Raw genomic sequence first — 24072 nt, 5'->3', positions numbered from 1 at the left:
AAAGAGGTGGAAAACATGATTCGTATTTTAGTGATTGACGATCATCCTGCTGTGAGAGAAGGGACAAAAGCGATATTGGAGACGGATTCTGAAGTTGAAGTGGATTGTCTGGAGCCTCCTTATACGGCTGAACTTATGAAGAAAATCGATTTTTTGCAATATGATGCAGTTCTTATGGATATGAATTTAGGTGACGTCAACGGGATTGAACTGGCAAAGCAAATAACATCTCAAGAACACCAATGCAAAGTCCTTCTTTATACTGGATATGATGTCAATGATTATATGGAAGAAGCGATTTCCTTAGGCATTCATGGAGTAATCAGCAAGACGGAGTCAAAAGAGAAAATATTATCTCACATTCGCCATGCGTTGCTTGGTGAGATTATTCTATCATTTGATTACGTAAAAAAATTGATTGAACGACAGACATTAAAGTCGCCATCTATGAAAGAAGCAAATGAGCCTTTAACGGATCGGGAAAAAATGATTTTAATGGAAGTCGAAAGAGGGCTAACAAATCAGGAAATAGCAGATAAGCTGCATTTAAGCAAAAGATCGATTGAATATAGTCTCACTTCCATTTTTAATAAGCTGCACGTCAGCTCTCGGACAGAAGCCGTATTAATTGCGAAGTCAGAAGGCATTCTTTAAATTAAGAAGTCCCGTCCAATTTGATTGCTATAAAAGATAAGGCTCATGAATGAACCTTATCCTTTGCTTTCTTTTTTTCTTTTAACTCATCAATTTTGCTGTTTTCCCATAGTTTCACTTTTGTATGGTAAGCTGCGCGGCTGATTAAATGTCCTGCTACAGGCGATGTTAAAAATATAAACAGGATTCCCAGCAAAACTCTTCCATTCATATGGTCTTCAAGCACCCAAAAATATAAGAACACCCCTAGTAAAATAGAGAGCACACCTAATGTCGCGCTTTTGGAAGCCGCATGGTTTCTCGTATATACATCTGGAAGCCTCAACACACCAATGGCGGAAATTAGGCTGAAAAAGGCTCCTTGGAGAATGAGATATCCGATCACAAACTTACTGATTGTTTCGATCATTTTCGATAATTTCTCCTTTCTCCAAGAATTTAGCAATCGATACCGTGCCGATAAAAGCTAAAATTCCAATTAATAAAATAATGTCCAAAAAAGCGCTTGTATCTAAAACAATCGACATGATCGCTGTGATCCCGACTAAGTTAATGCCGATCGCATCTAATGATATGGCGCGGTCTGGAACGGATGGGCCTTTGATGAGCCGAATCATCAATAAGAGAGAGGAAGCAGCGATAAGAGCCAAAGAAATCCAAATAATAAATTCAAACATTAACGGCTCACCTCCTTAATAGCTTTCTCAAAACTGCTTTTTATATCTTTTCTTGCTTGTTCGACATTCGCTATATCCACAGAATGGATATAAAGCGTTTTATTATCATCGGAAATATCAATAACAAATGTTCCTGGTGTTAAAGTAATGAGATTGGATAGAATCGTAATTTCCCAATCTTTTTCCAATTCTGTTTCAAAGGCAAAAATTCCAGGCTCCATTTTCAATTTTGGCGACAAAACGATTTTTAAAACAGCAATATTTGCAAGGACAAGCTCCTTCAAAAAGATGAATATGAGCTTTATGACAGCGGCAATATTGTACAGATAAAATCGTCTTGGAAAAAAACGGCGCAGCGCGAAAAGAATGATAATACCTAAAAGATATCCGATAAAAAATGTGATGAATGAGTAGTCATCCTGCAAAAGCATCCATGTAATGGCAATCATAAAATTTAACAGTATTTGAAAGGCCATGTGATCTACTCCTTTAATACGGCTTCAATATAAAGATCTGGAGAAAGAAGAACCTGTTCCGCCTGTTTGATGTATGAAGAGATAAATTCTGTGCCAAGCCCGTAAAATAATGAGAGAGCAAGCAAGAAAGCAGCCGGAACGTAAAGACTTTTTACTTGACTGGTTTCCCGAACTTGCGGAATTTTTTCCTCTCCCCAAAAACCGTTAATAAATATTTTCATCACAGAATATAGGACTAAAAGGCTTGAAAGCAAGACTGCGAAAGCTAATACAAATTCACCTTGCTCAAATCCCCCTTGGACTATTTTCAGTTTCCCGATAAAACCGCTTAATGGTGGAATGCCGGCTAAAGCTAATGCGGCGATAAAAAACATCCACCCAAGTGTTGGGTATTTTTTTATTAGTCCACTGAATTTATCAAGGTTTGTTGTTCCAGTGATCGAAAAGACGATTCCGACCAAAAGGAACAGCAACCCTTTAATAATCATATCGTGGATCATGTAATAAACAGATCCTTCTAAACCTGATTCGGTCATTGTGGACACTCCGAATAAAATGACACCAACGCCTGTCAAAATGTTGTATATCACGATCTGTTTAATATCCGAGAAGCTAATGGCGCCAATAACGCCAAATATGATCGTAAGCACCGCTAGCCATGCGATATACGTATGAGTAAATGCAATGTCCTGCAAAAAAATAAGCGTAAACACTCTTGTGATCGAATAGACGCCAACTTTTGTCAAAAGAGCACCAAATAGAGCCGTAACAGCTGCTGGCGGAGCCTGATAGGAGCCGGGCATCCAGAAAAAAAGCGGGAAAATGGCTCCTTTCAATCCGAATACAATTAAATACATGATGGAGATGGCCGCGATGATGCCGGATGAGCCTAATTCTGCGACTCGCAGGCTCAAGTCAGCCATGTTTAATGTACCTGTTACAGCATATAGAAATGCAACGGATATGACAAATAAAGCCGATGAAATAACATTTACTAAAATGTATTTAATAGTTTCTCTTAATTGCGGCTTTGAATTTCCGTGAACAATTAAAAAATAAGAAGACATGAGCATAACTTCATAGAACACAAACAGATTGAAAAGATCTCCTGTCAGAAAAGCACCGGACACTCCGGTCAATAAAAACATGACGCCGGAATAGTAGAAAAATTTGCTTCGATTATAATCTACTATTTTGTAGGAAAATAGCAAACAGGCAAAAACAATAATGTTTGCCGTTAAAACAAGCAGAATCGCGTACATATCGGCTACAAGAACAATCCCAAACGGCGCTTTCCAATCTCCGACTTCAAGGGAAATGATTCCGTTTGTATGAACATAGTGAACAAGGAAAACGGAAATGCCGATATTTATAACAGAAGAAACAGCGCTTAAATATTTTTGCACTTTCTCTTGTTTATTGAAAAAAATAAGCAATACTGCAGTTATCATAGGAATAATTATCGGTAAAATAATGATATTGTTATTCATTTCTGATCATTTCCCCTCAATTGATCCATATCGTCTGTTCCAAGTTCTTGATAAGATCTGTAGGCTAACACTAAAAAGAAGGCTGTTACTCCAAAGCTAATGACAATTGCAGTTAATATAAGTGCTTGCGGCAAAGGGTCTACATAAGAAGCTGCGTGTTCATCTAGCAGCGGAACAGTTCCTCTTTTCAGTCCCCCCATCGTTAAAATGAGGAGATGAGCTCCGTGACTCAAAAGACCTGTTCCAATAATGATCCGCAATAAACTTTTTGAAAGCATTAAATATGTAGCTGTCATAAACAAAATTCCTGCAACAATGGAAGTTACAATCTCCATTATTCCGTCTCTCCAATCGTTTGAATAATCGTCATTGTCACGCCAACAACAACAAAATATACACCGAGATCAAAAATGACAGCAGTCGCAAGATGCGTATCGCCTAAAACCGGTATGTGAACGTGGCCATGTGTATGAGAAAGGAATGGAACTCCGAAAAGAAAGGAGCCGATCCCCGATAAAATCGCAATCAATAATCCGAACGCCGCCACTTTAACATAATTAATGGGCAAAATCGCTTTCACGGTTTTGACATCAAAAGCGATCAATAATAAAACGATTGCTCCTGATGTGATGAGCCCGCCGATAAACCCGCCTCCAGGGGCATTATGGCCAGCGAAAAATAAATGGAACGAAAAAATGATCACGATAAAAAGCACGATTTTTGTAATTGTTTGCAAAATAAGATCATTCGTTTTTAAACCCGTTTTCTTCAACGTCTTTCCCTCCTGTGCGAAGGCGAATCATACTGTAGACAGCAAGCGCTGCGATTGCCAAAACAGTTATTTCAAACAGCGTGTCAAAGCCGCGGAAATCGACTAGTATAACGTTGACGACATTGTATCCGCCGCCCAAGCTATAGCTCGTTTCCAGAAAGTATTCCGCGATCGTTTTTCCAGTGCGTTCGCTGCTTGCGGAAATGGCCAGCAGCGTTACAATCCCCCCGACGCCTGCTGAAATTATAAAATTCACTAGGCGGAATCTTCGAGTTTTATCTTTTTTCTGCAGCTCAGGTAAGAAATAAAAAGCAAGCAAAAACAAGGCAGTTGATACCGTTTCAATAACTAGCTGCGTTAAGGCTAAATCCGGCGCTCTAAATAAAACGAAAAACAGTGCGAGTGAATACCCGACGGAGCTAAGTGCAATAATGGCTGTCAATCTGGATCTTGCCAAAACAGCTGTGATTGAACCGGCTATCATAACAATCGACAGGATCAATTCATAAATTCCGACAGGTGCAGCATCATCCGCAGCAAAAGAGATTGATTGCTTGATGATCATTGTCGCTCCAACTGCCATGATCATAAATGCAAAAATATAGACGAGATAGTCGCGAATAAATCCAGTCATATAAAAGCTTGTCAGCCGGTTGGAAGTTTTGCCTGCCGTTTTTAAAGAATGATCATATAATTGATTGAGCGTCATCCTTTTCGGCTGCAGATCGTAAACTCTTTTCCATTTTGACGCTGTCAAGTATAGGAATATTCCAAGTATCACTACGCCAACTGTCATCCAAAATTCCGCAGTAAAGCCGTGCCAATGTGAAATATGAATGTGAAAATGTTCTCCATCCTTCAACAAGCTAGGCATGACAGATTTCATTGCCGGTTCGATTAAGCTGTAAGCAAGCAAGTTTGGAAAAAATCCAAAAATAACAACAAGGGATGCCAGCACAATAGGCGGAATCAGCATTCCGATCGGCGCCTCGTGGGGCTTTTTAGGCAGATTTTCCAGCTGCAATTTTCCAGCAAATGTTTTAAAAACAAATATCATGCTGTAAATAAATGTAAAAATACTGCCGATCCATGCGAGCACTGGAAGTAAAAACCCCCATGTTTCTGTTTGAAATACATCCATGTTCAATACTCGAATCATACCGGTAAAAAACATTTCCTTGCTTAAAAATCCATTAAATGGTGGAAGACCTGCCATAGAAAACGCGCCGATTAAACCGATCGTAAAGGTAATGGGCATAAGGGACATGAGTCCGCCAAGCTTTCTAATATCTCGAGTGCCTGTCTCATGATCAACAATGCCTGCAACCATAAATAGGCTGCCTTTAAATGTCGCATGGTTAATCAAATGGAAAATCGCTGCTAAAATCGCAACTGAATAAAATTCAAAATGATCAAACAAGAGGGCGGCGGAGCCGACACCTAAAAGGGACATAATCATGCCGAGCTGGCTGACAGTTGAAAAGGCTAACATCGCTTTTAAATCTGTTTGTTTCACCGCATGGAAGGATCCCCAGAATAAGGTGAAAATTCCGAAAAGTGAAACGATCCAAAACCATTCGGCACTTCCTGCAAATACAGGTGTGAATCGAGCAACTAAATAAATGCCTGCTTTCACCATCGTTGCTGAGTGGAGATAGGCACTGACTGGCGTTGGCGCTTCCATCGCATCAGGCAGCCAAATGTAAAAAGGAAATTGGGCGGATTTTGTAAATGCTCCCAATAAGAGCAGAATAAGGGCTGGGATAAATAATCCATTGTCGGCGATACTGCTGCTTTGGGCAATTGTTTCACGAATGCTGAATGTTCCAGTCATGATGTAGAGCAATATAAATCCGCCAAGCATGGAAAGCCCGCCGAAAACAGTAATAAGCATCGATTTTAGCGCCCCGTAACGTGATCTTTCCCGATAATGCCAATAGCCAATTAATAGAAAAGAAGAAAAGCTGGTAATTTCCCAAAAAGTATATAAAACAATAGTATTATCAGTTAAGACTACTCCAAGCATTGACCCCATAAACATCAACAAATAAACGTAAAACGCATTCAGCTGTTCTTTTTCCTTCGACAAATAGTAAATCGAATAAAGAACAACGAGAGATCCGATACCGGTAATGAGCAAAGCAAACAGAAGGCTGAGTCCGTCCACATAAACAGCAAAATCAATTCCTAATGATGGAATCCATTTAACAGTTTGTACGATACCTTCTTTATACTTAACTCCCGGCAAAAATTGAAGAAAAAATATGAATAAACATATAGGAAGGGGAAGCACAAACCATCCAGTATGTATTTTCCGAAATGTCTTATATAGGAATGGTACCATGAAAGCAAATAGAAATGGAAATAATATAGCCCAATGCAGAAATGTCATGTAAACCCTCCTTATCCAATGTTTTGGACTAGCTGTATTTTATTGTTCTCAATATTTTTTGCATATATAGCATTTTAAATTTCAAGTTCATAAGACCACAAATATCGTATCAAAAAAATCATAAAATGTATATTTTTTTGTGAAATTTCCCACCTTGAAAATGAGGTGGTATGATGACAAAAAAGGTAATGACAGCCGTTTTAATTTTTATCTTATTATTCAGCATTTCATGGTATTTGCATGAACAAACGAAACAGACGTATGTACATCCATCATATGAGTGGACGCCAATCAATACTTTTTCCAAAAATATGAATGAAGAAAAATTTGCACCAAGAGAATACATTCGTGTCATCAATTACTAAGAATGAAATGCCAAAAACATTAAAGAAAATACAAGTAAAATCGAGTTTTTTAAAAGAAATTGGCGATTGTCCAGTTTTTTTCTTTATTTACAGGAAGAACAATTTATGAGATGAACAGGCAGTTTTAAAAATTCCTCGGATTATTGTAAAAAACGTTTTTTTATGTTTTCACTAGGAAGGATGCATTTGTTTTTTTGACCGAACCATTTATATCGGTTTTTAGCAATGATCTGATAAATAAAATCGCGAATTGGTTTCGGGATGATGATGAATCCGTAAAATATTTTCAAAAACCCGCTTAAGTGTTTGGCGATATGTAAAGCAGCAGTGGATTTTGTATAACAGCGATTCCCATCCGATAATACGAGCGAATCAAAAGATTCAGTCGAAAGGCCGAATTGCTGTAATAATTCCTTTCCCTTGCTTGATTGCAGCGGTGCGAATATAAAAATTTCATCTGGATCGTGCGAAATGATGAAATTTACGGTCGAATCGCAAAAATTGCACATGCCGTCGAAAAGAATGATTTTTTTTGGCTTCATCGATATTCACTCCTTTCTTCTATTTTATAATAAAAAATTCATAAAAAATTTTTTATTTTCCGAAATGGAAGATATTTATTCTTGTTAAATGATATAATGAAGTAACGGTGTTTTCGGAGCAGTGATTCATAAGGGGGGAGGATAACGTGGAGGCCAAGAAGCAGTTATTTATTGATTTTGAATTTACAATGGCTGAGAACAAAATGAATCCGGAAGGCTTTTTTCCGGAAATTATCGAAGCGGGTGTCGTAAAGGTAGAAAGGGGAAAAATTAAAGAGACGTTTTCCACATTTGTAAAACCTAGATTTTTTCCAAAATTAACAGAACGATGTAAGCGTTTTTTGGAAATTACCCAAGAACAAGTTGATAACGGTCTATCGTTTTCCGAATTGGTTCATCTTCTTCGCAAGCTTTCTTTTGGGGAAGAAACAATGATCGTGACATGGGGCAACATGGACATGAAAGTTCTTCGCCATAATTGCAAAGAGCATGGACTGCCATTTCCAATAGCAGGTACGGAGATCGATTTATCAATGGAATATAAAAAATTTTTTGGCGACCGCAATCAAACAGGATTGTGGAAAGCTGTGGAGGAATACGGCAAAAAAGGAATCGGCAAGCATCATCGTGCACTTGACGATGCGTTAACAACTTTTAATATTTTTAAGCTGATTGAAAAAGATAAGCAATATCTTTTGAAACCAAAGCCGCTGACAATTGGTGAACGAATAGATTTAACAAAATTATGGCAAAAGCAAGCGACATGAAAAGGCCAGCTGCAATTTGTAGTGGCCTTTTCATAATGCTTTAAAATATTCTCTCTCTAATCGATTCAAGTTTTCAAGAGAACGCAATGCCCAATCGCTTCCATCTTCCTCAAGCTCCTTCTTTAAAGCAGCGGAAGCTTCTTTCAGAGAAGTTTCGTAATCAGGAATTTCCCCGTTATAATGGTGAACCATTTTTTTTGGAATATTTGCTTGTTCATTGAAGGAAAGTGCTTTGCGTTCATGAAAGAACGGAACATCTGCTTGTTTCGGCTGGTGCAAATCCCCTTGCATCGGATGTTTTAAAACCGCTTTTACTCTTACTAAATAATGATTCTCCCGAATTTCGGTAACTTCCCCGATATATTTACCGGTTTTATAAATGCCTGTAACGATATCCCCGACTTTTATGTCCAAAGTTTTCCCCTCCAGCAATTGTAATGTTTTCACCTATTGTACACTTTTATTTTCAGAGCAGATGGCATGATAAAGCAAAATTTTGCTATAGTAAAAGATAGAATGGATTTGAAAGGTCGTGATGATCATGGAATGGCTTCTAAATTTTATTCTATATTTTCCGGAAAATAAAATTGAATATTTATATGGTTTTTTGCAAATGGTTCCGTTTATCATTTTAGCTGTAGTTGCGATCATTTTTTTTAAAAAAATATCCCGCAAGGAAGAAGAAAAAGCGAATGAGCTGCTGAAAAAGCTTTCAGAAAATGAGAAAAAAAGAAGCTGAAACCGGGAGGCGATGCCTCCCAACGAATGTTAAGAAAGAGCCGTTTTTAGTCTCTTTAATCCATCTAGGACCATCTGCCGCGGACAGCCGATATTCATCCGCACAAAACCTTCTCCAGCCTTGCCGTATTTACTGCCCAGTTCCAATGCTAATTTTCCTTTTTCAAGCAGCTGTTTTTTTAATTGTTGTTCAGTCATATTTAATGAACGGCAATCAAGCCAAATTAAATACGTAGAATCAGGATGGATTACGTTTATACTTTTTAAATGCTCCCCAATATATTGTTCGACAAGTTTTACGTTTTCTTCAAGGTAAAGGAGAAGTGAATCCAGCCATTCATGTCCGTTATTGTAGGCTGCTTCCATTGCCGTAATGCCAAAAATATTTAAAGAAAAATGCCCCTGCTTTCTTTTCACTTGTTTAAATTTACCTAATATTTTCTTATCAGGAATGATCACTGCTGAAGCTTGAAGGCCGGCAAGATTAAATGTTTTGCTTGGCGCAATAGCTGTAATGGAATTTTGAGCAAATGATTCACTGATGGAAGCAAAAGGAGTGTGCTTATTGCCGAACAGCAAAATATCTGAATGAATTTCATCTGAAAAAACAAACACGCCGTTTTCTAAGCACAATTCGCCGATTTTTGCAAGCTCCTCTTTTGTCCATACTCTTCCGCTCGGGTTTTGCGGGTTGCAAAGAATCAGCATTTTGACGGATGGATCTGCCAGCTTTTCCGCCAAATCTTCAAAATCGATAGAATAACGCCCGTCTTTTAAAACTAATTCATTCTCCACAACAATGCGTTTATTATACTTCACCATGTCAAAAAAAGGCTTGTATACCGGGGGCTGAATCACAATCCGATCCCCCTCTTCCGTTAATGCTTGGATGGCTATGCTCATTGCTTCCACTACGCCTGAACAAAAATCAAGTGAATCGGCTGAAATTTCCCATCCATGTCTTGTTTTTAGCCAATTTTGAACCGATTTTTTTGTTTTGGAGGCGACGCCAGTATAGCCGTACACACCGTGTTCGACTCGTTCTTTCAAAGCCGCTATGACCGCATCGGGAGATTTGAAATCCATATCAGCTACCCACATTGGCAAAACATCTTCATGTCCGAACAATTCTTTTGTGAAATCCCATTTGTAAGATTGTGTTCCTTTTCTTTTTATTACTTGATCAAAATCACTCATCTTCTCACCTCAATACCAATGTATATGTGCTAAAATACAATTGCAAACATTTTGTACCAATTTGGGGGAAGCGATATGGAACAAAAAGAGGCAAATTTATTTATGATTGAACTGTTAAGTGAATGGGATCCGCTCCAACTGGGCAATGATGCTTACGAACTGGAAATAGTTGATTGCATTCAAGCCGTTCATACAATTGATCACCCTTTACAGTTGGCTAGGAAGATTCAGTCAATTTACGAATTCTCTTTTGAAGAGGTTATACCTTTAAAGGAATGTGAAAAAATCGCCAAAAAACTATTGGCGATTAAAAAAAATGTGTCATGCCAATTATTGTAAAAACACTTGCCTATTTAGCCGAAACAAAAATCAAAAATGTGATTACTAACATGATATGGCCGCTCTTCAGGCACTAAATGGCCTGTTTGTTTGAAGGAGACAAAACGAGAGATGGGCAAATCTTTCTGAAGCTGGTATCCGACTTCGATTGGAACGATTTTATCTTCTTCCCCCCATACTAATAAGCATGGAATTTCAATCGTTTTTAAGTCTTGTGAGGAAAGATCTCCTTCACGTTCACGAATCATTCGGGTCAATGCTCTGAAAATTTTATCGTCATAAAACGGTTCGCTATATCCGTATATCATGTCTTCGTTAATGAGCGATTGGTCGTGCACGACACTGCATAAGCTTTTCCATACGCCTTGCCTGATAAATTGTCTTTTAACGTAAAGGTAAAAATACGGGAGATATGAACAAAATATGAGAGAGGAAGGCATCTTTTGCATATAACCAGAGCTGCAAATGAGCACAATTTTTTTAAACAAATCAGGTTTTTGCTTAGCTGCATATAAAGAAATTTGTCCGCCCATGGAATGGCCGACAATTACAGCCTGTTTGATTTGCAGACGTTCTAAAAGCTCTATAACCGCTTTTGCCATGTTGTGATAGGAATAGAAAAACTTCGTTGCTTTTTCGGATTTCCCAAATGGGGGAAGATCAATGGCTATAATGGAAAAGTGCTTTTTTAATAAAGGGATTAATTTTCTATAGCTGAAGGTGGAGGATAAAAATCCATGAATCAGCACGATCGTATCTGTTTGTTGTGGATGATGATAATATTCGTAATATATATTTGTTCCTAATATTTTCATCTTGTGATGGATTTCCTTTAGCAATGCTTATTTCTCCTTTCAGTAATTTTGTACCGTTAGTTTATCCATCAATTTAAAAAATTTTCTGGCATAGTGATGTAAAAATTCTGGAACGTGATATAATTATCTGAAGATTCCATTTTAGGGGGATTTACAAAAATGAAATTGACTGAAAAGGAAACAGAAATTTTAGAAATTTTGGAGGAAGACAGCCGCTTAACACCTGAAACAATTGCGAAAATGATTGGACTTTCTGAGGAAGAGACAAAGAAATTGATTTCAGGTTTAGAAGAGAAAAAAATCATCGTGAATTATGCGACAACTATTGATTGGAAAAAGGTAGACGGACATGAAGGCGTAACAGCCATGATCGATGTAAAGGTGGCTCCAAAAAGAGGCGTAGGGTTTGATGAAATTGCCGAACGCATTTATCGATTTAACGAGGTTAAATCGGTTTATTTAATGTCAGGCGCTTATGATCTTTCTGTCGTGATTGAAGGAAAAACAATGAATGATATAGCCCGTTTTGTATCGGAGAAGCTGTCAACGCTTGAATCCGTTTTATCTACAACAACACATTTTATTTTGAAAAAATATAAACATGACGGAATCATTTTTGATCACGAAGATAAAGATAAAAGAATCGTGGTGTCACCATGAAAATGAAGACGTTAAATTCATATTTGTCAGAAACTGTCATAAATATGAAGCCATCAGGCATCCGCAAGTTTTTTGACCTGGCTGCCAATATGGAAGGCGTTATTTCACTTGGTGTAGGAGAGCCTGATTTTGTCACTCCATGGAATGTACGCGAAGCCTGCATTCTTTCCTTGGAACAAGGATTTACATCTTATACAGCAAACGCTGGATTGTATGAGCTTCGCGAAAAAATCAGCGAGTATTTGTTCAAACGTTTTGATTTACAGTACGATCCGGCTGAAGAAATTATTGTAACAGTTGGTGCGAGTCAAGCGATCGATATAGCTTTCCGGTCTATTATTAATAGCGGGGATGAAGTATTAATAATAGAACCTTGCTTTGTTTCATATGCGCCTCTGGTCACTCTCGCGGGAGGGAAGCCTGTCAGCGTATCTACCTTTGGAGAAGAAGAATTTAAAGTCAATCCGGAAATTTTGGAAAAATATATTACAAGTAAGACAAAAGCCATTATGATTTGTACGCCAAACAACCCGACAGGAACGGTTTTATCGAAGAAAGAGCTGGAAGCAGTTGCACAAATTGCTAAGCGATATGACTTGCTGGTAGTGGCTGATGAGATTTATGCTGAGCTCTGTTATGAAGATGAATATGTAAGCATGCCGAGTATTGAAGGTATGAAGGAACGGACAATTCTTATTTCCGGCTTTTCTAAAGGCTTTGCCATGACAGGGTGGCGGCTTGGGTATATAGCTGCTGACCGAGTTTTTGCGCGTGCAATGTTGAAGGTTCATCAATATTCGATCATGTGCGCGCCGACAATGGCCCAATACGCTGCATTAGAAGCATTGGAAAATGATGAAGATGTTTTATACATGCGGAAAAGCTATCAAAGAAGAAGAAACTACATTGTTCAGTCGTTAAATGAAGCCGGTTTATTTTGCCATATGCCGGGCGGTGCCTTTTATGCTTTTCCAAGCATTAAAAGCACCGGATTGTCTTCCGAGGAATTTGCGGAGAGATTGCTTTTAGAAGAAAAAGTAGCAGTAGTCCCCGGCAATGTTTTTGGCCAAAGCGGCGAAGGATATATTCGTTGTTCATACGCATCATCTATGGAGCAGCTTCAAGAAGCGATGAAAAGGATCAAACGATTTGTACAATCTTTATAATGCTTTTATTGCCTGGCCTAATATGAGGCCAGGTTTTTTTATTTATTTTTGCTCAAATGAGTACATTGTGTTATAATTGATCACCGCATATTCGTTTTAAGCAGAAATTATGAATTAGGAGTGTTTAAATGGCTAATCAATATCCTATCGGGGCTGTTTTAGTTGGTAAAGTGACAGGAATCCAGCCGTACGGTGCATTTGTAGCATTGGATGAAGAAACGCAAGGTCTAGTGCATATTTCGGAAATTGCCCACGGATATGTAAAAGATGTCCGGGATTACTTAAAGATCGGCGATGAAGTAAATGTAAAAATTCTTTCGGTTGATCATGAATCGGGAAAGATCAGCTTATCCATTAAGGCAGTGGAAGAAAAATCAAAACCAATTGCTAAACAAAAAACAGAAAGCGAAGCGTCAAGAGGCTTTAATACATTGCGTGAAAAGCTGCAGGAATGGATTGAACATTCAAAACACGAAAATATTATAAAAAAATAAAGACATACGCATCGCTGTCATGGCGGAATTTTACGGAAACGTTATTGTAGAACACGAATTTGCTTTTTAATACTTATTCGTGTTACAAAGACTGCTATCGAACTTTGCCCGGACATTCTTTTAAAGATTTATCGAATGTCATTTCGGTTATAGAAGTTCGAAAAGCGGCAATCCTTCAAGCTGCGCTAATGAAAAAAACCGGCAATTATGCCGGTTTTTTTGAACCCTACTTTTCGGTTCTGTCGATTTTAGAAAAAAATTATAGAAGGTTTTTTTACAGAAAATTATGTCGATTTTTTAAGCTCCGAATTTTGATCTCATTGAAATGCTTGTTGTCTTTATCTTGTTTCCGTCTTAGGCTCATTACGGGCAAATTCTGCATCAGGTTTAAATAAGAGAGCAAGATTAATGAGACCGGCAATACCGACTATACCATAAATGATTCTAGATAAAGCAGCATTTTGGCCGCCAAAAATAGCTGCCACAAGATCAAATTGAAAAAATCCGATAAGACCCCAGTTCAGGGCTCCGATTATTGTAAAAAGCAGTGCAATCCGCTGTAAAGTGCTCATGTTGCTACCTCCTTTAAGTTGAATTTTTCCTTATTAACTTGTATCAAAATGAAAAATTTATACATCTGATAGCAGGAATAATGAGCCTGTTCTGTTTATTGTTTTCTTGATTTCGACAAATATTTTCGATAAAGTGGAAGACATGGCAGATAAATTTTTAGAGATGGAGGAATTGGCTTATGGCACATGTACGTTTTGATTACTCTAAAGCTTTATCTTTTTTTAGTGAGCAAGAATTTACATATTATCAAGATTTTGTAAAGGTTGCCCATCATTCCTTGCATGAAAAATCAGGTCAAGGAAGTGATTTTTTAGGCTGGATCGATTTGCCGCAAGATTATGACAAGGAGGAATTTGCACGGATTCAACAATGTGCCGAAAAAATCCGTTCGGATTCTGATGTATTGCTTGTCATCGGAATCGGAGGTTCTTATTTAGGTGCTCGAGCTGCAATTGAAATGTTGAACCATTCATTTTTTAATGCTCTTTCAAAAAGCCAAAGAAAAGCGCCGCAAATTATTTTTGTCGGAAACAATATAAGTTCTACATATATCCAAGATGTTATTGATTTTATAAAAGAAAAAGATTTTTCCATTAATGTCATTTCTAAATCTGGAACAACGACAGAACCAGCGATAGCGTTCCGAATTTTCCGCAAATTATTAGAGGATAAATATGGAAGAGAAGAAGCGAAAAAACGTATTTATGCTACGACAGATAAAGCGCGCGGAGCCCTCAAAACACTCGCAAATGAAGAAGGATATGAATCATTTATTATCCCGGATGATGTCGGCGGACGATATTCTGTTCTAACTGCTGTCGGGCTTCTTCCGATTGCGGTAAGCGGAGTGGATATTGAAGAGATTATGAAGGGCGCTCAAGATGCAAGAAGAGATTTTTCTTCTTCCGAACTAATGGAGAATCCAGCTTACCAGTATGCCGTTGCGCGCAATATTCTTTATAATAAAGGGAAAACAATTGAAATGCTCATCAATTATGAGCCGGCTCTTCAATATTTTGCGGAATGGTGGAAGCAGCTTTTCGGGGAAAGTGAAGGAAAAGATTTGAAAGGTATTTTCCCTGCTTCAGCCAACTTTTCGACAGATTTGCATTCGTTAGGACAATATGTGCAAGAAGGGCGCCGGGACATATTTGAAACGATCTTACATGTAGAGAAGGTACGGCATGACATAACGATTGAAGAAGATGAAAGCAACCTAGACGGATTAAATTATTTAGCCGGAAAATCTGTTGATTTTGTCAATAAAAAAGCATTTGAAGGGACTCTCTTAGCTCATACTGACGGGGGCGTACCGAACCTCATTGTTTCCATTCCTGAATTAAACGCTTATACATTCGGATATCTCGTTTATTTCTTTGAAAAAGCTTGTGCAATGAGCGGTTATTTACTTGGCGTTAACCCGTTTGACCAGCCAGGCGTAGAAGCATACAAAATCAACATGTTCGCTCTTTTAGGCAAACCGGGCTTTGAAGAGAAAAAAGCTGAGCTTGAAAAACGCTTGAAATAAAAGGGAATCATGTAAAAAAGAACGGCAATTTGTTGCTGAATTTTCCTTTGCCAAGCAGACAGAATTTGATTAAATAGCAGCTGTAGCTATTTCTAGCTACAGCTGTTTTATTTTTGTCTATCTGCTGCCCGCTTCCGACAATTGGAATGCAATGTTGCTCTTTTATTCCTTTATTTAGAAAAATAAATACACAATTTGCTCTTCATCGCAATATTTTTGACTGTCACGTTATATCCCTTCCATTAACAGAAGCCCTTTAACTTTTATCTGTCTGCTGTAAGAGCGTGGAGAATATTATTGGGAAGAGGGATCCGCATAGTTAGAGCAAAATTCGAAATAATAAACCAATTTTTTAACTTAAAATAATGACTTTCCATCAAACGAAAAATTCGCTCGAATATTTGCCGAATGCAAAAATCGCCATTTTCCATAAAGCTTGAAGAGCATCTTTCATGACTACTTTTTCACCATTGGGTAAACATAATAAAAAATGAGCAGGAAGGTGTTTAAGTAATGATTGAAATTTCTTCATCTTTGGAAGGAAAACAATATCCTTTATACGATTTAGAACTGGAATTAAAACAGTTAGGATACACAATTGGAGGGAATTGGGATTATGATCACGGTTATTTTGATTATCTGATGGATGATGACGACGGATACCACTTTTTAAGAATACCGTTTCGTGCTGTCGACGGGCAATTGGATGCACATAATGCAACGGTAAGACTCGGCCGGCCTTTTATTTTAACCCACAAATATAAAGAGGGACTTGACGATCATGCGGCAATTGGAAACTTCCAAGCCTCCTTTAATCAGTTTTCCGAACCGGCGGAAAAAGATGCCGATGTTTTAGAGCCTTATGTTCAATTAGGAGAGACACTAATTCAAGAGCTTGAAAGAAGATTAAATTAGTTTTTTAAAGCTATTAAACAATCGTGTTGAACGACTGTAAAATTGTGGGGAGGGTTTAGAAAAATCTCTTCCCCTCTTTTGATGCCAAAAAGAATGATGCCATTGGAAAACAGGTCATTATGTAATTGCTGAAAATTTTTCCCGATGTCCTGGTCTGTTGGAGATTCAATTGTTAAGCGGGCGCCGTATGCTTTCCCGAGCTCTAATATAACATTCGAAAATCCATTCTGAAATAAGAAGCTGTTTAAAAAGACTTGACCAACCACCTGGAAAGATTGAATAATCTCATCAGCTCCCGCCCGTTTGGCATTCAATGTTTGTGTTTTTGTCATCATTTCGCAAATGGTGTACACGGACGGATTTGACGCTTTTACCGTAATTAATACTAAAATCGTGAGCATGTCGGCTTCCAATTCGTTTCTATGTTGATCAGCTGTGATGAAGACAGCTTTTGCCTCTTTAATGTTTGCTTTATTTAAAATTTGATCATCGGCAGGATTTCCTTTAATAAAGTGTATGTTTTCATCAATATAAGGTGCCTCAGATAATGTTTGGTCGATAAGAACAATAGGGCAGTAAAATTTTATAATACGCAGTGTTTCAATAATCTCCTTTGTTTTTTCATTCCAGCCAATTAATAAAAAATGGTTTTTCCCTTTGAAAGGAATTTCCCCGTCAATATAGGCATTTTGCCTTTTTACAGCAGCAGCTGATAAATTCGTAAAATAGGATGTTAAAAATGCTACTCCGGTCAAAATTAGTATCATTCCGAATGTACGTCCCAAAAAAGTTTTTGGAACGAAATCGCCATAACCGGTTGTAGACATTGTTACAAGAGCCCACCATATGCCTTCAAAAGGTGTAGGAAATTCCTTCGGTTCTATGTAAGAAATCATCGTGCCAAACAAAATTAAAATCATTAACACAATAACAGACATTCGGATAAAAACCGGCCACCTTAAATATTGAATCCAAAGCTTTGTCGATTTCATGATTTACTTCCTTTCGTTTCGGCAAGAAAAGAGAAAATTTCTGTAATAATTGTATTGATTTTTTTGGAAACGGCCTCTTTTCCGTATGCATCGACCGCGCGTTTAATCGCCTTGATGGTTTGATCTTCAAATTCTATAATGCTTACATCTTCTTCTGATTCATTGTACAGCTCGATAAATACATCTAACGCATCGTTCATGTTATCAATTGCGGTACTCAGTTGTTTTTTCTCTTCATTATTAAGTTTCATCTCAACACCCCTGTATTAGTATGTGCAAATTCTTTTTTGAAAATGAAACTTTTCGTATACAAATGCGTATGAATATGTTGGACAGCTGAATTCATAATTATGGGGTGATTTTACAGTAAAGCTGAATGAAATGGTTCATGTCATCGTAGAATAGTAAAGACATGTGTCAGTTCTTTTACATTGATACAAAATTCTGTACAAATTCCTTCAAAAATTGTTATATTATTGTTAACTATAAAAAATAGAACGGGAGGTTTTTCAAAATGCTTTTTCATCCGATGGACATTCTGGTGTTCATTGCCTTCGGAATATCTATTTGGGCGCAATTCCGTGTGAAAGGGAATTTTGCTAAGTATTCCGATGTGATCGCTTCGAGTCATTTAACAGGGGCAGAAGTTGCGCGGAGAATTTTGGATCAAAACGGACTTTATGACGTTCCAGTCGAGCCTGTTCACGGGCAGCTGACAGACCACTACGATCCAATTCATCGGGTTGTGCGGTTATCAGAGCCGGTTTATTACGGAAATTCGATTGCGGCCGTCTCCGTCGCGGCGCATGAGTGCGGACACGCAATTCAACATAAAGAACGGTATGGTGCTCTTGTGTTAAGACATAAAATGTTTCCAGTTGTCAATCTTACATCGGGAATTGCTCCGATTTTGCTTATTGCCGGGTTTTTATTACAAAGCTTAAACTTGTTAGGGCTTGGGATTATCTTTTTCTCCGCTGCAGTTGCATTTCAGTTGATCACATTGCCTGTTGAGTTTAATGCGAGCTCTAGAGCAAAAGCTATTTTAGTAAGCAATGGCTTTATCCGAAACGAAGAAGAGCACGGAGTCAATAAAGTATTAAATGCAGCGGCTTTAACGTATGTTGCGGCAGCTTTAATATCTCTATTTGAACTTCTGAAATTCGTGATGATTTTCTTCCAATCTCAAGAAGAATAAAAATTGGAAAAGGGGCTTATTCGTATAATAGGCCCCTTGTCATTTTAGAAAAAGCGCAAGGCTAAGAGGCGGTGTTTATCATGTTAAAAAAATTTATATTACAGACGAGCCGGCGTGATGAAATGATTGACATTACAATGTCAATTCAACAGTTTGTACATGAATCAGCCGTTTCAGAAGGGATAGTTGTGGTATACTGTCCGCACACGACAGCAGGCATTACGATCAATGAAAATGCTGATCCTGACGTAAAGCGGGATATGATTCGCCGTTTCGATGAGCTGTACCCATGGGAGAATCCGCTTGACCGGCATTTTGAAGGGAATACTGCTGCTCATATGAAAGCAAGTACTGTCGGAGCATCCCAGCACGTTATCATCTTGGAAGGAAATTTGCTGCTTGGGACATGGCAAGGCATTTATTTTTGCGAGTTTGACGGACCTAGAAAACGGACATATTATGCAAAAATTTTAAAAGGATAGGTTTTAGTTAAAATGTATAAAAAGTTTGCCCGATTCTAGCCGAAATTCGTTTATTTTTATTTTCACGAATATAGTTTTGATAAGTTGATAGGTACTTGTAATTCGGTCTTGTAACTTGATCTTTTAAATAAGCCGATTCAACCGCTTGTCTTTTTCGATATCGATTTAACGTTTCGATGACGCCTTTTGCATCACGAATTCCGATTCCGTGACCGTAATACAGATTATTGCCGAGATGAATCGCATTTACCCCCCGCCACTGTGGTGTTTCCGGGTTAAAATCCGGGTTGTTGAAATAAACGCAGTCTCCTGGGACAAAATCAGTCGTAACGGTCGTTCGGACTCCGAGGTCTTTGTCGTAATGCCAGTCATATAAAACAAGATCTGCAAATAAATAATTAAAAGCTTTTTCTCCTATTGAATCAAGAGCAGCTTTATAGAACACAATGACTATAGCTGTTGCACATTCAAATGCATATTTATTTCCATTTATAAAAATGTCCTCTATTCCTTTTGCCGGAGTCACATCTTTTTTTAACAAAAACGCCCCTTTACTGCTCAGCTGCCAGAAGCGATCATGACAGTATGAATTTTCAAATGTCGCAAATTGCGCTTTGCTTTTTAAAAGGTCGAGCGAAGCTTCGATCGTTTTTCTCCTGAATAAAATTTCAAACTTTAATTCATTTAAGGATTCATAGCGATAAACTTTGTGGCTGTTTGCCATCCAATCAATAATTTCCCGATCTTTTGCATCTGAAAAAAATTCTTTTAATTCATTAGCTGTAATAGGCCTATTTTGAATTGCAATCATTTATCGTTCCCCCCTCTGTAGCCATCGTATGATTTTGATAAGTAATTGGTCCATGTAAATTCTGATATATCTTTGAAAAGAGCGTTACCGCATCAACTTTTTTACAGGAGAAAAACCTCTTATGAAATTTCGTCATTTGTATAAATTTATACTTGTATTGGAAAAATCATCACGCTATAATATTGTCTGTGACAAATGAAAAACGGGGCATTAGCTCAGTTGGGAGAGCGTCGTGCTGGCAGCGCGAAGGTCAGGGGTTCGAGCCCCCTATGCTCCATCATACAGTTTCATAGATTTTCATCAAGTGTCAAAAACCTTGGTATGAAAGGAATTTGGCACTTTTTCTTTTTCATGGAATGTCAATAAAATTCATTTAAACGTAGTCAAATACGTAGTCAAAATATCGTCGTATTTTAGAGATTTACATAATTTGAAAACTTCTGTATGGCTTGTTCCTGAGCCTTTTTAGTAACATGTGTGTAAATGTTCATTGTCGTTTTTATATCACTGTGACCAAGCCGATCTTGTACTTCTTTTAATGTGGCACCTGCTTCAAATAAAAGCGAACAGTGGGTATGACGTAAACCATGTGTCGTCACTTTCTTTAGATTGTACTTCTCTTGAACGTATAGTATCCATTCACGAGTTTTAGTCGGTTGTATAAATTCATTCTTCTCATTGCTAAAAACGAGTTGAGATGGTTTAGATGTATTAAAACCTAGTTTGAAATTATCTTCTTTCTGTTTCTTTTTCCACATCCTTAATATGTTCATTGTTTTTTCATCCATCTTTATCGTTCGAGCTTCATTCGTTTTGGTTGACTTGATGTAAAGTTTATTGTCTTTTCCACGGGAAAGCGCTTTATTAATACGTATTTCATTTGTTTTAAAGTTTATGTCACGCCATGTCAGCGCTAACGCTTCTCCTTTTCTCATGCCACTAAATGCGAGCAAACGAAATAGCACGTATGCTTTTACGTTTGTTTCTTTTTCCAAACATGAAAGAAATTCGATTAATTGTTCACGAGTGTAAAAATTCTTTTCGTCTGTTTCATCAGATAATTGTTTGTTCCTTTTTCTTGGAAGCTCGACTAAATCAAATGGATTTTTTTGAATAAATTCACGCTTGACAGCAAAGTTAAATACTCGGGAAGCATATGCTTTAACTTTGCTTATGTTTTTAAGTTTTTTCGCCCAATCGTTTACAGCTTTCTGGCATATATCAACCGTAATCTTTTCAATTTTATATTCACCTATGCTAGGAAGGATATGGTTATTAAATAGACTAACCGTTTTTACAAACGTGCTTTGTTCCACAGTGTTTTCATACTGTAATAACCACAATTCATAAACTTCTTTAAATGTTTCAGCCCGTTCTTTTCTATACTCTCCACTTGCGACTTGTAATTTAATTCGTGCCAATTCGAGCTCCGCTTCTTTCTTCGTTTTAAAACCGCGTCTAGTTGTTCGCATTTGTTTTCCTGTGGCTTCATCTGTTCCTAAATATACTTGAAATTCATATCTAATTTCCCCGTTTTTCAATGTATATTTTTTGATCACTTAGTAAAAAAACCTCCTTCAATCAATTGCGGGGGCAAATGATTAAAAAGAGGGTTTACCTCATAAACCATTATACTCATTTATGAGATAAACCCACAATGCATTAAAAGCTATGATCTTGTAAAAATCGGTCTATCTCTGATTTTTTCACCCTTTTGACACCATCAATTTCAGCAACTTTTAAACCCATTTTGCGAAATTTGATGAATGTATTGTAAGAGACATTTGCATATTTAGCGGCCGATTTCAGATCAAGCCATTCTTGCTGCTGATTCATTTTGTTAAAATAATGTTCAAACTTGTTAAAAATGGATTGTATCATCTCGTGATCAATTTGTTGTGTCATTAATTATCACTCCTATTCTTCAGTTTCGTGTACCGAATACGATATTCCTGATATTCCTCACCGACTTTTTTAAATCCTCTATACGTTTTTTGGAACAAAACCTCGTCATCTGAAAATGTCTTCCATTCATCGTTTAATTCAAGTCTAACTTTGGGTTGCTTTAAGTTTTTGGATTTAAACACTCTTTTTTTATTCATAAATTTTACAAGAAATTTTGGATCATCCATGTTTTTTTCAAAATATTTACTAATATACCGACCGATATTTTCTCTCTGATCTACATCAATCTTTTTTATATTCACTGACCCGTGTGGCCAGATTGCTTTCAATTCTTTATAAGGAATTTTAGGTACAGAAAACAAAACAATATGGTAATGTATCGCACCTCTTTTTTGTAATTCCCACACACCAATATATTTTAACTTTGCTTTTTTGGTTTTGTATATTTTATAATTCAATCTTTTTATAAATTTATTAAACTCATAATTCGTTTTTTGAATATCATCGATATTTTCTTTAAACGTTAAGGTTAGAAAACTAGTTCGATCATCAAAGTTTGCATCGATCAATCGACCGAGTTCCCAACGCTCATTTTTATGATATTTCTTCATTCGTTCCACACGTTTACTTTTCTCTTCATATGAAGCTTCTTCAAATTTTATATATTCCAATTTTTTTTCATTCACTAGATTTGTAAACCCATACCCAATCACTTCTTCATATTCATATATTTCTGTGAAACTTGTTTCAATTATTTTTGTATTATAATACTTCATCTTCTCACGTATCATCACCTCCTTATTCTCTTCAAATTTGCATATATAACAAGTTAACAGCTTTCGCTTCGCTCAAGCTCTCGACCGTAGAAAAGTGACCGCTCCGCTTGACCGTTCCACTCTGCTACTGACGCAGCAGTCATCACTTTTCTACGGTCGAATCGGACGAAGCAAAGTTATCTGTTATTGATGATTGCTGAATACAGTTCTTGACGATAATTTAATACGTCAAAATCCAGATATGGAGCTTCAAAAGGTCTAGGTAAAGTCCACCCTTCACCATCTAAAAATACGAATCCTTTACCAGTTCCAGTTTCGGCTGAAGGCAATTCATCCCATTCGTCCCCTAAAGTCATACGATATCCGTTTTTCGATAATCGTCCCAAAGCAATCCTTAAACCGATTTGGTCACGGACGACCGTAGAAATTGCTTCTGCATTCGGTTTTTGAGTACTTAAAATCATAAATATACCCGCTTGCCTGCCTTTTAGAATGAGTTGCTTTAAATATGAATCTATTTCTTTGGCGAATTTTTTGTCTTCTTCCATTGCAGCAGCAACTTCATCAAAAACAATAACGATTGGTTTCAAATTATAATGAATATAATTTTTACCCAGTTCGACATCGGTTTTATTAAACATCGTGTCGTAACGTTTATTCATTTCAACGTTGGCTTCCCTTAAAATTTTTGCCATCGTTGCTGGAATGCTAGCAATTCGATTTGAAGCGTTTGGAATACTCGATATTAAGCTGGATAAATCGCTTCGTTTCGGATCTAATATGAAAATATCAGCCCCTCGAATGGCAAATTGCAAAATTAAATAATAAATCATAAACGTTTTTCCTGAACCAGTCGCTCCAGCGATTAAAGCGTGTGGAACATTTGTAAACTTCCAATCCTTTTCTGAATCTAAAGGAATTGTTACTGGATCAAAATCATTTAACAATGCTTTATCCACGATAATACGGTCTGGTTTATTAACACTAAATTCGTATGTCACAAAATGAGGTGAACGATGTTTTATATCTGTTAAATTCATTGATAAAGCAGACTCAAGCTTCTTCGCTAGGCTATCCGATTGTAACGTATAAGGTGCTCCGTTTGAATATGATTCAATGATTAATGAATGATCTTGGAAGTAAAATTTAAACTTCATGGACGTTACAGCCTTGTATGGATTTGTGTCTTTATCCGTTACATACAATTGATTAAATAGGATAACGTGTCTCAGTTTTGCTTTTATTTGTTGGATTTTTGAAAATGAATAGCTACTCGTATAAAAAAGGTAAAAAGTGAAGGATGCGAATGTTATAATTGGGATTAAATAATATATAGTCGCCATCTCAT

At 37.2% G+C, this 24072-nt stretch carries 31 protein-coding genes and 1 tRNA gene; 13 read left to right on the top strand and 19 right to left on the bottom strand.

Translation table 11 applies throughout. From position 1 onward, the window contains the following. Nucleotides 1-15: 15 nt before the first annotated feature. Entirely contained in the window at nucleotides 16-654 is a 639-nt protein-coding gene (locus tag NSQ61_RS11155) for a response regulator transcription factor (protein ID WP_066249242.1), read from the top strand. Nucleotides 655-697: 43 nt separating this feature from the next. Here the strand turns inward: NSQ61_RS11155 and mnhG are convergent, their stop codons facing one another. From mnhG to NSQ61_RS11120, 7 genes are read right to left on the bottom strand one after another with little or no spacing between them, the layout of a single operon-like run. Then, a complete protein-coding gene (gene mnhG, locus NSQ61_RS11150; RefSeq protein ID WP_063387064.1) occupies nucleotides 698-1063 on the bottom strand; it encodes a monovalent cation/H(+) antiporter subunit G in 366 nt (121 codons plus the stop codon). Further along, entirely contained in the window at nucleotides 1044-1331 is a 288-nt protein-coding gene (locus tag NSQ61_RS11145) for a Na(+)/H(+) antiporter subunit F1 (RefSeq protein ID WP_066249245.1), read from the bottom strand. The genes mnhG and NSQ61_RS11145 overlap by 20 nt, the downstream gene beginning before the upstream one ends. Then, on the bottom strand, nucleotides 1331-1807 hold the full coding sequence (locus NSQ61_RS11140; protein WP_130157059.1) for a Na+/H+ antiporter subunit E: 477 nt from the start codon (nucleotides 1805-1807) through the stop codon (nucleotides 1331-1333). Before NSQ61_RS11140 ends, NSQ61_RS11145 begins: the two co-directional genes overlap by 1 nt. A 5-nt stretch (nucleotides 1808-1812) precedes the next feature. Continuing rightward, complete coding sequence (locus tag NSQ61_RS11135; protein ID WP_340806994.1) at nucleotides 1813-3297, bottom strand: Na+/H+ antiporter subunit D; 1485 nt, start codon at nucleotides 3295-3297, stop codon at nucleotides 1813-1815. Continuing rightward, nucleotides 3294-3632, bottom strand: a complete 339-nt coding sequence (locus tag NSQ61_RS11130) for a Na(+)/H(+) antiporter subunit C (protein ID WP_144597768.1) — start codon at nucleotides 3630-3632, stop codon at nucleotides 3294-3296. The genes NSQ61_RS11135 and NSQ61_RS11130 overlap by 4 nt, the downstream gene beginning before the upstream one ends. Then, nucleotides 3632-4069 carry a Na(+)/H(+) antiporter subunit B gene (locus tag NSQ61_RS11125; RefSeq protein ID WP_130157063.1) on the bottom strand — a complete coding sequence of 146 codons (438 nt, stop codon included), beginning with the start codon at nucleotides 4067-4069 and terminating at the stop codon, nucleotides 3632-3634. Before NSQ61_RS11125 ends, NSQ61_RS11130 begins: the two co-directional genes overlap by 1 nt. Next, the gene (locus tag NSQ61_RS11120) at nucleotides 4041-6461 is read right to left on the bottom strand and encodes a Na+/H+ antiporter subunit A (protein ID WP_311066997.1); all 2421 of its coding nucleotides are present in this window, start codon (nucleotides 6459-6461) and stop codon (nucleotides 4041-4043) included. The genes NSQ61_RS11125 and NSQ61_RS11120 overlap by 29 nt, the downstream gene beginning before the upstream one ends. A 173-nt stretch (nucleotides 6462-6634) precedes the next feature. Here NSQ61_RS11120 and NSQ61_RS11115 point away from each other — a divergent pair, with 173 nt between their 5' ends. Next, nucleotides 6635-6826: a hypothetical protein gene (locus NSQ61_RS11115; RefSeq protein ID WP_130157067.1), complete on the top strand. Its 192-nt coding sequence runs from the start codon at nucleotides 6635-6637 to the stop codon at nucleotides 6824-6826. Between the two features lie 140 nt (nucleotides 6827-6966). Here NSQ61_RS11115 and NSQ61_RS11110 read toward each other — a convergent pair whose 3' ends face one another. Beyond that, nucleotides 6967-7368 (bottom strand): thiol-disulfide oxidoreductase DCC family protein, encoded by a 402-nt coding sequence (locus NSQ61_RS11110; protein WP_144597766.1) that lies wholly within the window; start codon nucleotides 7366-7368, stop codon nucleotides 6967-6969. A 146-nt stretch (nucleotides 7369-7514) separates the two neighbouring features. On the opposite strand from NSQ61_RS11110, the gene kapD reads away from it, so the two are divergent. Beyond that, complete coding sequence (gene kapD, locus NSQ61_RS11105; RefSeq protein ID WP_063387101.1) at nucleotides 7515-8135, top strand: 3'-5' exonuclease KapD; 621 nt, start codon at nucleotides 7515-7517, stop codon at nucleotides 8133-8135. Between the two features lie 30 nt (nucleotides 8136-8165). Here the strand turns inward: kapD and NSQ61_RS11100 are convergent, their stop codons facing one another. Further along, nucleotides 8166-8549 (bottom strand): kinase-associated lipoprotein B, encoded by a 384-nt coding sequence (locus tag NSQ61_RS11100; protein WP_063387055.1) that lies wholly within the window; start codon nucleotides 8547-8549, stop codon nucleotides 8166-8168. A gap of 127 nt (nucleotides 8550-8676) precedes the next feature. On the opposite strand from NSQ61_RS11100, the gene NSQ61_RS11095 reads away from it, so the two are divergent. Further along, nucleotides 8677-8874 carry a hypothetical protein gene (locus tag NSQ61_RS11095; RefSeq protein WP_063387054.1) on the top strand — a complete coding sequence of 66 codons (198 nt, stop codon included), beginning with the start codon at nucleotides 8677-8679 and terminating at the stop codon, nucleotides 8872-8874. 29 nt (nucleotides 8875-8903) lie between these two features. Here the strand turns inward: NSQ61_RS11095 and NSQ61_RS11090 are convergent, their stop codons facing one another. Further along, nucleotides 8904-10070, bottom strand: a complete 1167-nt coding sequence (locus NSQ61_RS11090; RefSeq protein ID WP_339211077.1) for a MalY/PatB family protein — start codon at nucleotides 10068-10070, stop codon at nucleotides 8904-8906. Nucleotides 10071-10145: 75 nt separating this feature from the next. Here NSQ61_RS11090 and NSQ61_RS11085 point away from each other — a divergent pair, with 75 nt between their 5' ends. After that, nucleotides 10146-10409, top strand: coding sequence for a DUF1871 family protein (locus tag NSQ61_RS11085; protein WP_066249268.1), 264 nt, complete (start codon nucleotides 10146-10148; stop codon nucleotides 10407-10409). A 14-nt stretch (nucleotides 10410-10423) separates the two neighbouring features. Here NSQ61_RS11085 and NSQ61_RS11080 read toward each other — a convergent pair whose 3' ends face one another. Continuing rightward, nucleotides 10424-11224: an alpha/beta fold hydrolase gene (locus NSQ61_RS11080; protein WP_063387100.1), complete on the bottom strand. Its 801-nt coding sequence runs from the start codon at nucleotides 11222-11224 to the stop codon at nucleotides 10424-10426. Nucleotides 11225-11383: 159 nt separating this feature from the next. On the opposite strand from NSQ61_RS11080, the gene NSQ61_RS11075 reads away from it, so the two are divergent. The 3 genes from NSQ61_RS11075 (at nucleotide 11384) to yugI (ending at nucleotide 13544) form a co-directional block, all read left to right on the top strand. Beyond that, nucleotides 11384-11884, top strand: coding sequence for an Lrp/AsnC family transcriptional regulator (locus NSQ61_RS11075; RefSeq protein ID WP_063387051.1), 501 nt, complete (start codon nucleotides 11384-11386; stop codon nucleotides 11882-11884). Continuing rightward, complete coding sequence (locus NSQ61_RS11070; protein ID WP_186439307.1) at nucleotides 11881-13050, top strand: aminotransferase; 1170 nt, start codon at nucleotides 11881-11883, stop codon at nucleotides 13048-13050. Before NSQ61_RS11075 ends, NSQ61_RS11070 begins: the two co-directional genes overlap by 4 nt. 128 nt (nucleotides 13051-13178) lie before the next feature. Next, a complete protein-coding gene (gene yugI / locus NSQ61_RS11065) occupies nucleotides 13179-13544 on the top strand; it encodes a S1 domain-containing post-transcriptional regulator GSP13 (RefSeq protein ID WP_340806991.1) in 366 nt (121 codons plus the stop codon). Between the two features lie 338 nt (nucleotides 13545-13882). On the opposite strand, the gene NSQ61_RS11060 is transcribed toward yugI, so the two are convergent. Beyond that, nucleotides 13883-14116 carry a DUF378 domain-containing protein gene (locus NSQ61_RS11060; RefSeq protein ID WP_063387049.1) on the bottom strand — a complete coding sequence of 78 codons (234 nt, stop codon included), beginning with the start codon at nucleotides 14114-14116 and terminating at the stop codon, nucleotides 13883-13885. Nucleotides 14117-14295: 179 nt separating this feature from the next. Between NSQ61_RS11060 and NSQ61_RS11055 the strand changes: the two genes are divergently transcribed. Next, nucleotides 14296-15645 carry a glucose-6-phosphate isomerase gene (locus tag NSQ61_RS11055; protein WP_063387048.1) on the top strand — a complete coding sequence of 450 codons (1350 nt, stop codon included), beginning with the start codon at nucleotides 14296-14298 and terminating at the stop codon, nucleotides 15643-15645. A gap of 513 nt (nucleotides 15646-16158) precedes the next feature. Further along, a complete protein-coding gene (locus NSQ61_RS11050) occupies nucleotides 16159-16560 on the top strand; it encodes a YugN-like family protein (RefSeq protein WP_063387047.1) in 402 nt (133 codons plus the stop codon). On the opposite strand, the gene NSQ61_RS11045 is transcribed toward NSQ61_RS11050, so the two are convergent. Together NSQ61_RS11045 and NSQ61_RS11040 are read right to left on the bottom strand one after the other, a co-directional pair. Continuing rightward, on the bottom strand, nucleotides 16557-17552 hold the full coding sequence (locus tag NSQ61_RS11045; RefSeq protein ID WP_066249275.1) for a potassium channel family protein: 996 nt from the start codon (nucleotides 17550-17552) through the stop codon (nucleotides 16557-16559). The genes NSQ61_RS11050 and NSQ61_RS11045 overlap by 4 nt on opposite strands. Beyond that, complete coding sequence (locus NSQ61_RS11040) at nucleotides 17549-17803, bottom strand: hypothetical protein (protein ID WP_063387045.1); 255 nt, start codon at nucleotides 17801-17803, stop codon at nucleotides 17549-17551. The genes NSQ61_RS11045 and NSQ61_RS11040 overlap by 4 nt, the downstream gene beginning before the upstream one ends. 263 nt (nucleotides 17804-18066) lie before the next feature. Here NSQ61_RS11040 and NSQ61_RS11035 point away from each other — a divergent pair, with 263 nt between their 5' ends. Together NSQ61_RS11035 and NSQ61_RS11030 are read left to right on the top strand one after the other, a co-directional pair. Continuing rightward, entirely contained in the window at nucleotides 18067-18750 is a 684-nt protein-coding gene (locus tag NSQ61_RS11035; RefSeq protein WP_340806989.1) for a zinc metallopeptidase, read from the top strand. Nucleotides 18751-18830: 80 nt separating this feature from the next. Next, nucleotides 18831-19232 carry a secondary thiamine-phosphate synthase enzyme YjbQ gene (locus tag NSQ61_RS11030; protein WP_063387043.1) on the top strand — a complete coding sequence of 134 codons (402 nt, stop codon included), beginning with the start codon at nucleotides 18831-18833 and terminating at the stop codon, nucleotides 19230-19232. Nucleotides 19233-19239: 7 nt separating this feature from the next. On the opposite strand, the gene NSQ61_RS11025 is transcribed toward NSQ61_RS11030, so the two are convergent. Then, on the bottom strand, nucleotides 19240-20043 hold the full coding sequence (locus NSQ61_RS11025) for a protein-glutamine gamma-glutamyltransferase (protein ID WP_063387042.1): 804 nt from the start codon (nucleotides 20041-20043) through the stop codon (nucleotides 19240-19242). 204 nt (nucleotides 20044-20247) lie between these two features. Here NSQ61_RS11025 and NSQ61_RS11020 point away from each other — a divergent pair. Further along, nucleotides 20248-20320 (top strand) — tRNA-Ala (locus NSQ61_RS11020). A 136-nt stretch (nucleotides 20321-20456) separates the two neighbouring features. Here NSQ61_RS11020 and NSQ61_RS11015 read toward each other — a convergent pair. The 4 genes from NSQ61_RS11015 to NSQ61_RS11000 form a co-directional block, all read right to left on the bottom strand. Then, nucleotides 20457-21602, bottom strand: coding sequence for a site-specific integrase (locus tag NSQ61_RS11015; protein ID WP_340806988.1), 1146 nt, complete (start codon nucleotides 21600-21602; stop codon nucleotides 20457-20459). Between the two features lie 103 nt (nucleotides 21603-21705). Then, on the bottom strand, nucleotides 21706-21948 hold the full coding sequence (locus NSQ61_RS11010) for a helix-turn-helix domain-containing protein (protein ID WP_340806987.1): 243 nt from the start codon (nucleotides 21946-21948) through the stop codon (nucleotides 21706-21708). Continuing rightward, nucleotides 21948-22739, bottom strand: coding sequence for a rolling circle replication-associated protein (locus tag NSQ61_RS11005; RefSeq protein ID WP_340806986.1), 792 nt, complete (start codon nucleotides 22737-22739; stop codon nucleotides 21948-21950). Before NSQ61_RS11005 ends, NSQ61_RS11010 begins: the two co-directional genes overlap by 1 nt. Nucleotides 22740-22900: 161 nt before the next feature. After that, on the bottom strand, nucleotides 22901-23881 hold the full coding sequence (locus NSQ61_RS11000) for an FtsK/SpoIIIE domain-containing protein (RefSeq protein ID WP_340806985.1): 981 nt from the start codon (nucleotides 23879-23881) through the stop codon (nucleotides 22901-22903). Between the last annotated feature and the right edge of the window lie 191 nt (nucleotides 23882-24072).

It is taken from the genome of Aeribacillus sp. FSL K6-1121 (assembly GCF_038003725.1).
Taxonomy (GTDB): domain Bacteria; phylum Bacillota; class Bacilli; order Bacillales; family Aeribacillaceae; genus Aeribacillus; species Aeribacillus composti.
Note: the sequence above shows the minus strand (reverse complement) of the source record. Positions and strands in the feature narration are given on the sequence as shown.

Bases quoted from the DNA above. Each gene is read 5' to 3' on its own strand.
- yugI (WP_340806991.1), top strand. From the start codon at position 13,179: ATGGCTAATCAATATCCTATCGGGGCTGTTTTAGTTGGTAAAGTGACA.
- NSQ61_RS11045 (WP_066249275.1), bottom strand. From the start codon at position 17,552: ATGAAATCGACAAAGCTTTGGATTCAATATTTAAGGTGGCCGGTTTTT.
- NSQ61_RS11130 (WP_144597768.1), bottom strand. From the start codon at position 3,632: ATGGAGATTGTAACTTCCATTGTTGCAGGAATTTTGTTTATGACAGCT.
- NSQ61_RS11120 (WP_311066997.1), bottom strand. From the start codon at position 6,461: ATGACATTTCTGCATTGGGCTATATTATTTCCATTTCTATTTGCTTTC.
- NSQ61_RS11085 (WP_066249268.1), top strand. From the start codon at position 10,146: ATGGAACAAAAAGAGGCAAATTTATTTATGATTGAACTGTTAAGTGAA.
- NSQ61_RS11070 (WP_186439307.1), top strand. From the start codon at position 11,881: ATGAAAATGAAGACGTTAAATTCATATTTGTCAGAAACTGTCATAAAT.
- NSQ61_RS11095 (WP_063387054.1), top strand. From the start codon at position 8,677: ATGGAATGGCTTCTAAATTTTATTCTATATTTTCCGGAAAATAAAATT.
- NSQ61_RS11025 (WP_063387042.1), bottom strand. From the start codon at position 20,043: ATGATTGCAATTCAAAATAGGCCTATTACAGCTAATGAATTAAAAGAA.
- NSQ61_RS11055 (WP_063387048.1), top strand. From the start codon at position 14,296: ATGGCACATGTACGTTTTGATTACTCTAAAGCTTTATCTTTTTTTAGT.
- NSQ61_RS11140 (WP_130157059.1), bottom strand. From the start codon at position 1,807: ATGGCCTTTCAAATACTGTTAAATTTTATGATTGCCATTACATGGATG.
- NSQ61_RS11115 (WP_130157067.1), top strand. From the start codon at position 6,635: ATGACAAAAAAGGTAATGACAGCCGTTTTAATTTTTATCTTATTATTC.
- NSQ61_RS11035 (WP_340806989.1), top strand. From the start codon at position 18,067: ATGCTTTTTCATCCGATGGACATTCTGGTGTTCATTGCCTTCGGAATA.
- NSQ61_RS11060 (WP_063387049.1), bottom strand. From the start codon at position 14,116: ATGAGCACTTTACAGCGGATTGCACTGCTTTTTACAATAATCGGAGCC.
- NSQ61_RS11145 (WP_066249245.1), bottom strand. From the start codon at position 1,331: ATGTTTGAATTTATTATTTGGATTTCTTTGGCTCTTATCGCTGCTTCC.
- NSQ61_RS11010 (WP_340806987.1), bottom strand. From the start codon at position 21,948: ATGACACAACAAATTGATCACGAGATGATACAATCCATTTTTAACAAG.
- NSQ61_RS11040 (WP_063387045.1), bottom strand. From the start codon at position 17,803: ATGAAACTTAATAATGAAGAGAAAAAACAACTGAGTACCGCAATTGAT.
- NSQ61_RS11000 (WP_340806985.1), bottom strand. From the start codon at position 23,881: ATGAAGTTTAAATTTTACTTCCAAGATCATTCATTAATCATTGAATCA.
- NSQ61_RS11050 (WP_063387047.1), top strand. From the start codon at position 16,159: ATGATTGAAATTTCTTCATCTTTGGAAGGAAAACAATATCCTTTATAC.
- NSQ61_RS11090 (WP_339211077.1), bottom strand. From the start codon at position 10,070: ATGAGTGATTTTGATCAAGTAATAAAAAGAAAAGGAACACAATCTTAC.
- NSQ61_RS11030 (WP_063387043.1), top strand. From the start codon at position 18,831: ATGTTAAAAAAATTTATATTACAGACGAGCCGGCGTGATGAAATGATT.
- mnhG (WP_063387064.1), bottom strand. From the start codon at position 1,063: ATGATCGAAACAATCAGTAAGTTTGTGATCGGATATCTCATTCTCCAA.
- NSQ61_RS11080 (WP_063387100.1), bottom strand. From the start codon at position 11,224: ATGAAAATATTAGGAACAAATATATATTACGAATATTATCATCATCCA.
- NSQ61_RS11075 (WP_063387051.1), top strand. From the start codon at position 11,384: ATGAAATTGACTGAAAAGGAAACAGAAATTTTAGAAATTTTGGAGGAA.
- NSQ61_RS11110 (WP_144597766.1), bottom strand. From the start codon at position 7,368: ATGAAGCCAAAAAAAATCATTCTTTTCGACGGCATGTGCAATTTTTGC.
- NSQ61_RS11155 (WP_066249242.1), top strand. From the start codon at position 16: ATGATTCGTATTTTAGTGATTGACGATCATCCTGCTGTGAGAGAAGGG.
- NSQ61_RS11135 (WP_340806994.1), bottom strand. From the start codon at position 3,297: ATGAATAACAATATCATTATTTTACCGATAATTATTCCTATGATAACT.
- NSQ61_RS11005 (WP_340806986.1), bottom strand. From the start codon at position 22,739: ATGATACGTGAGAAGATGAAGTATTATAATACAAAAATAATTGAAACA.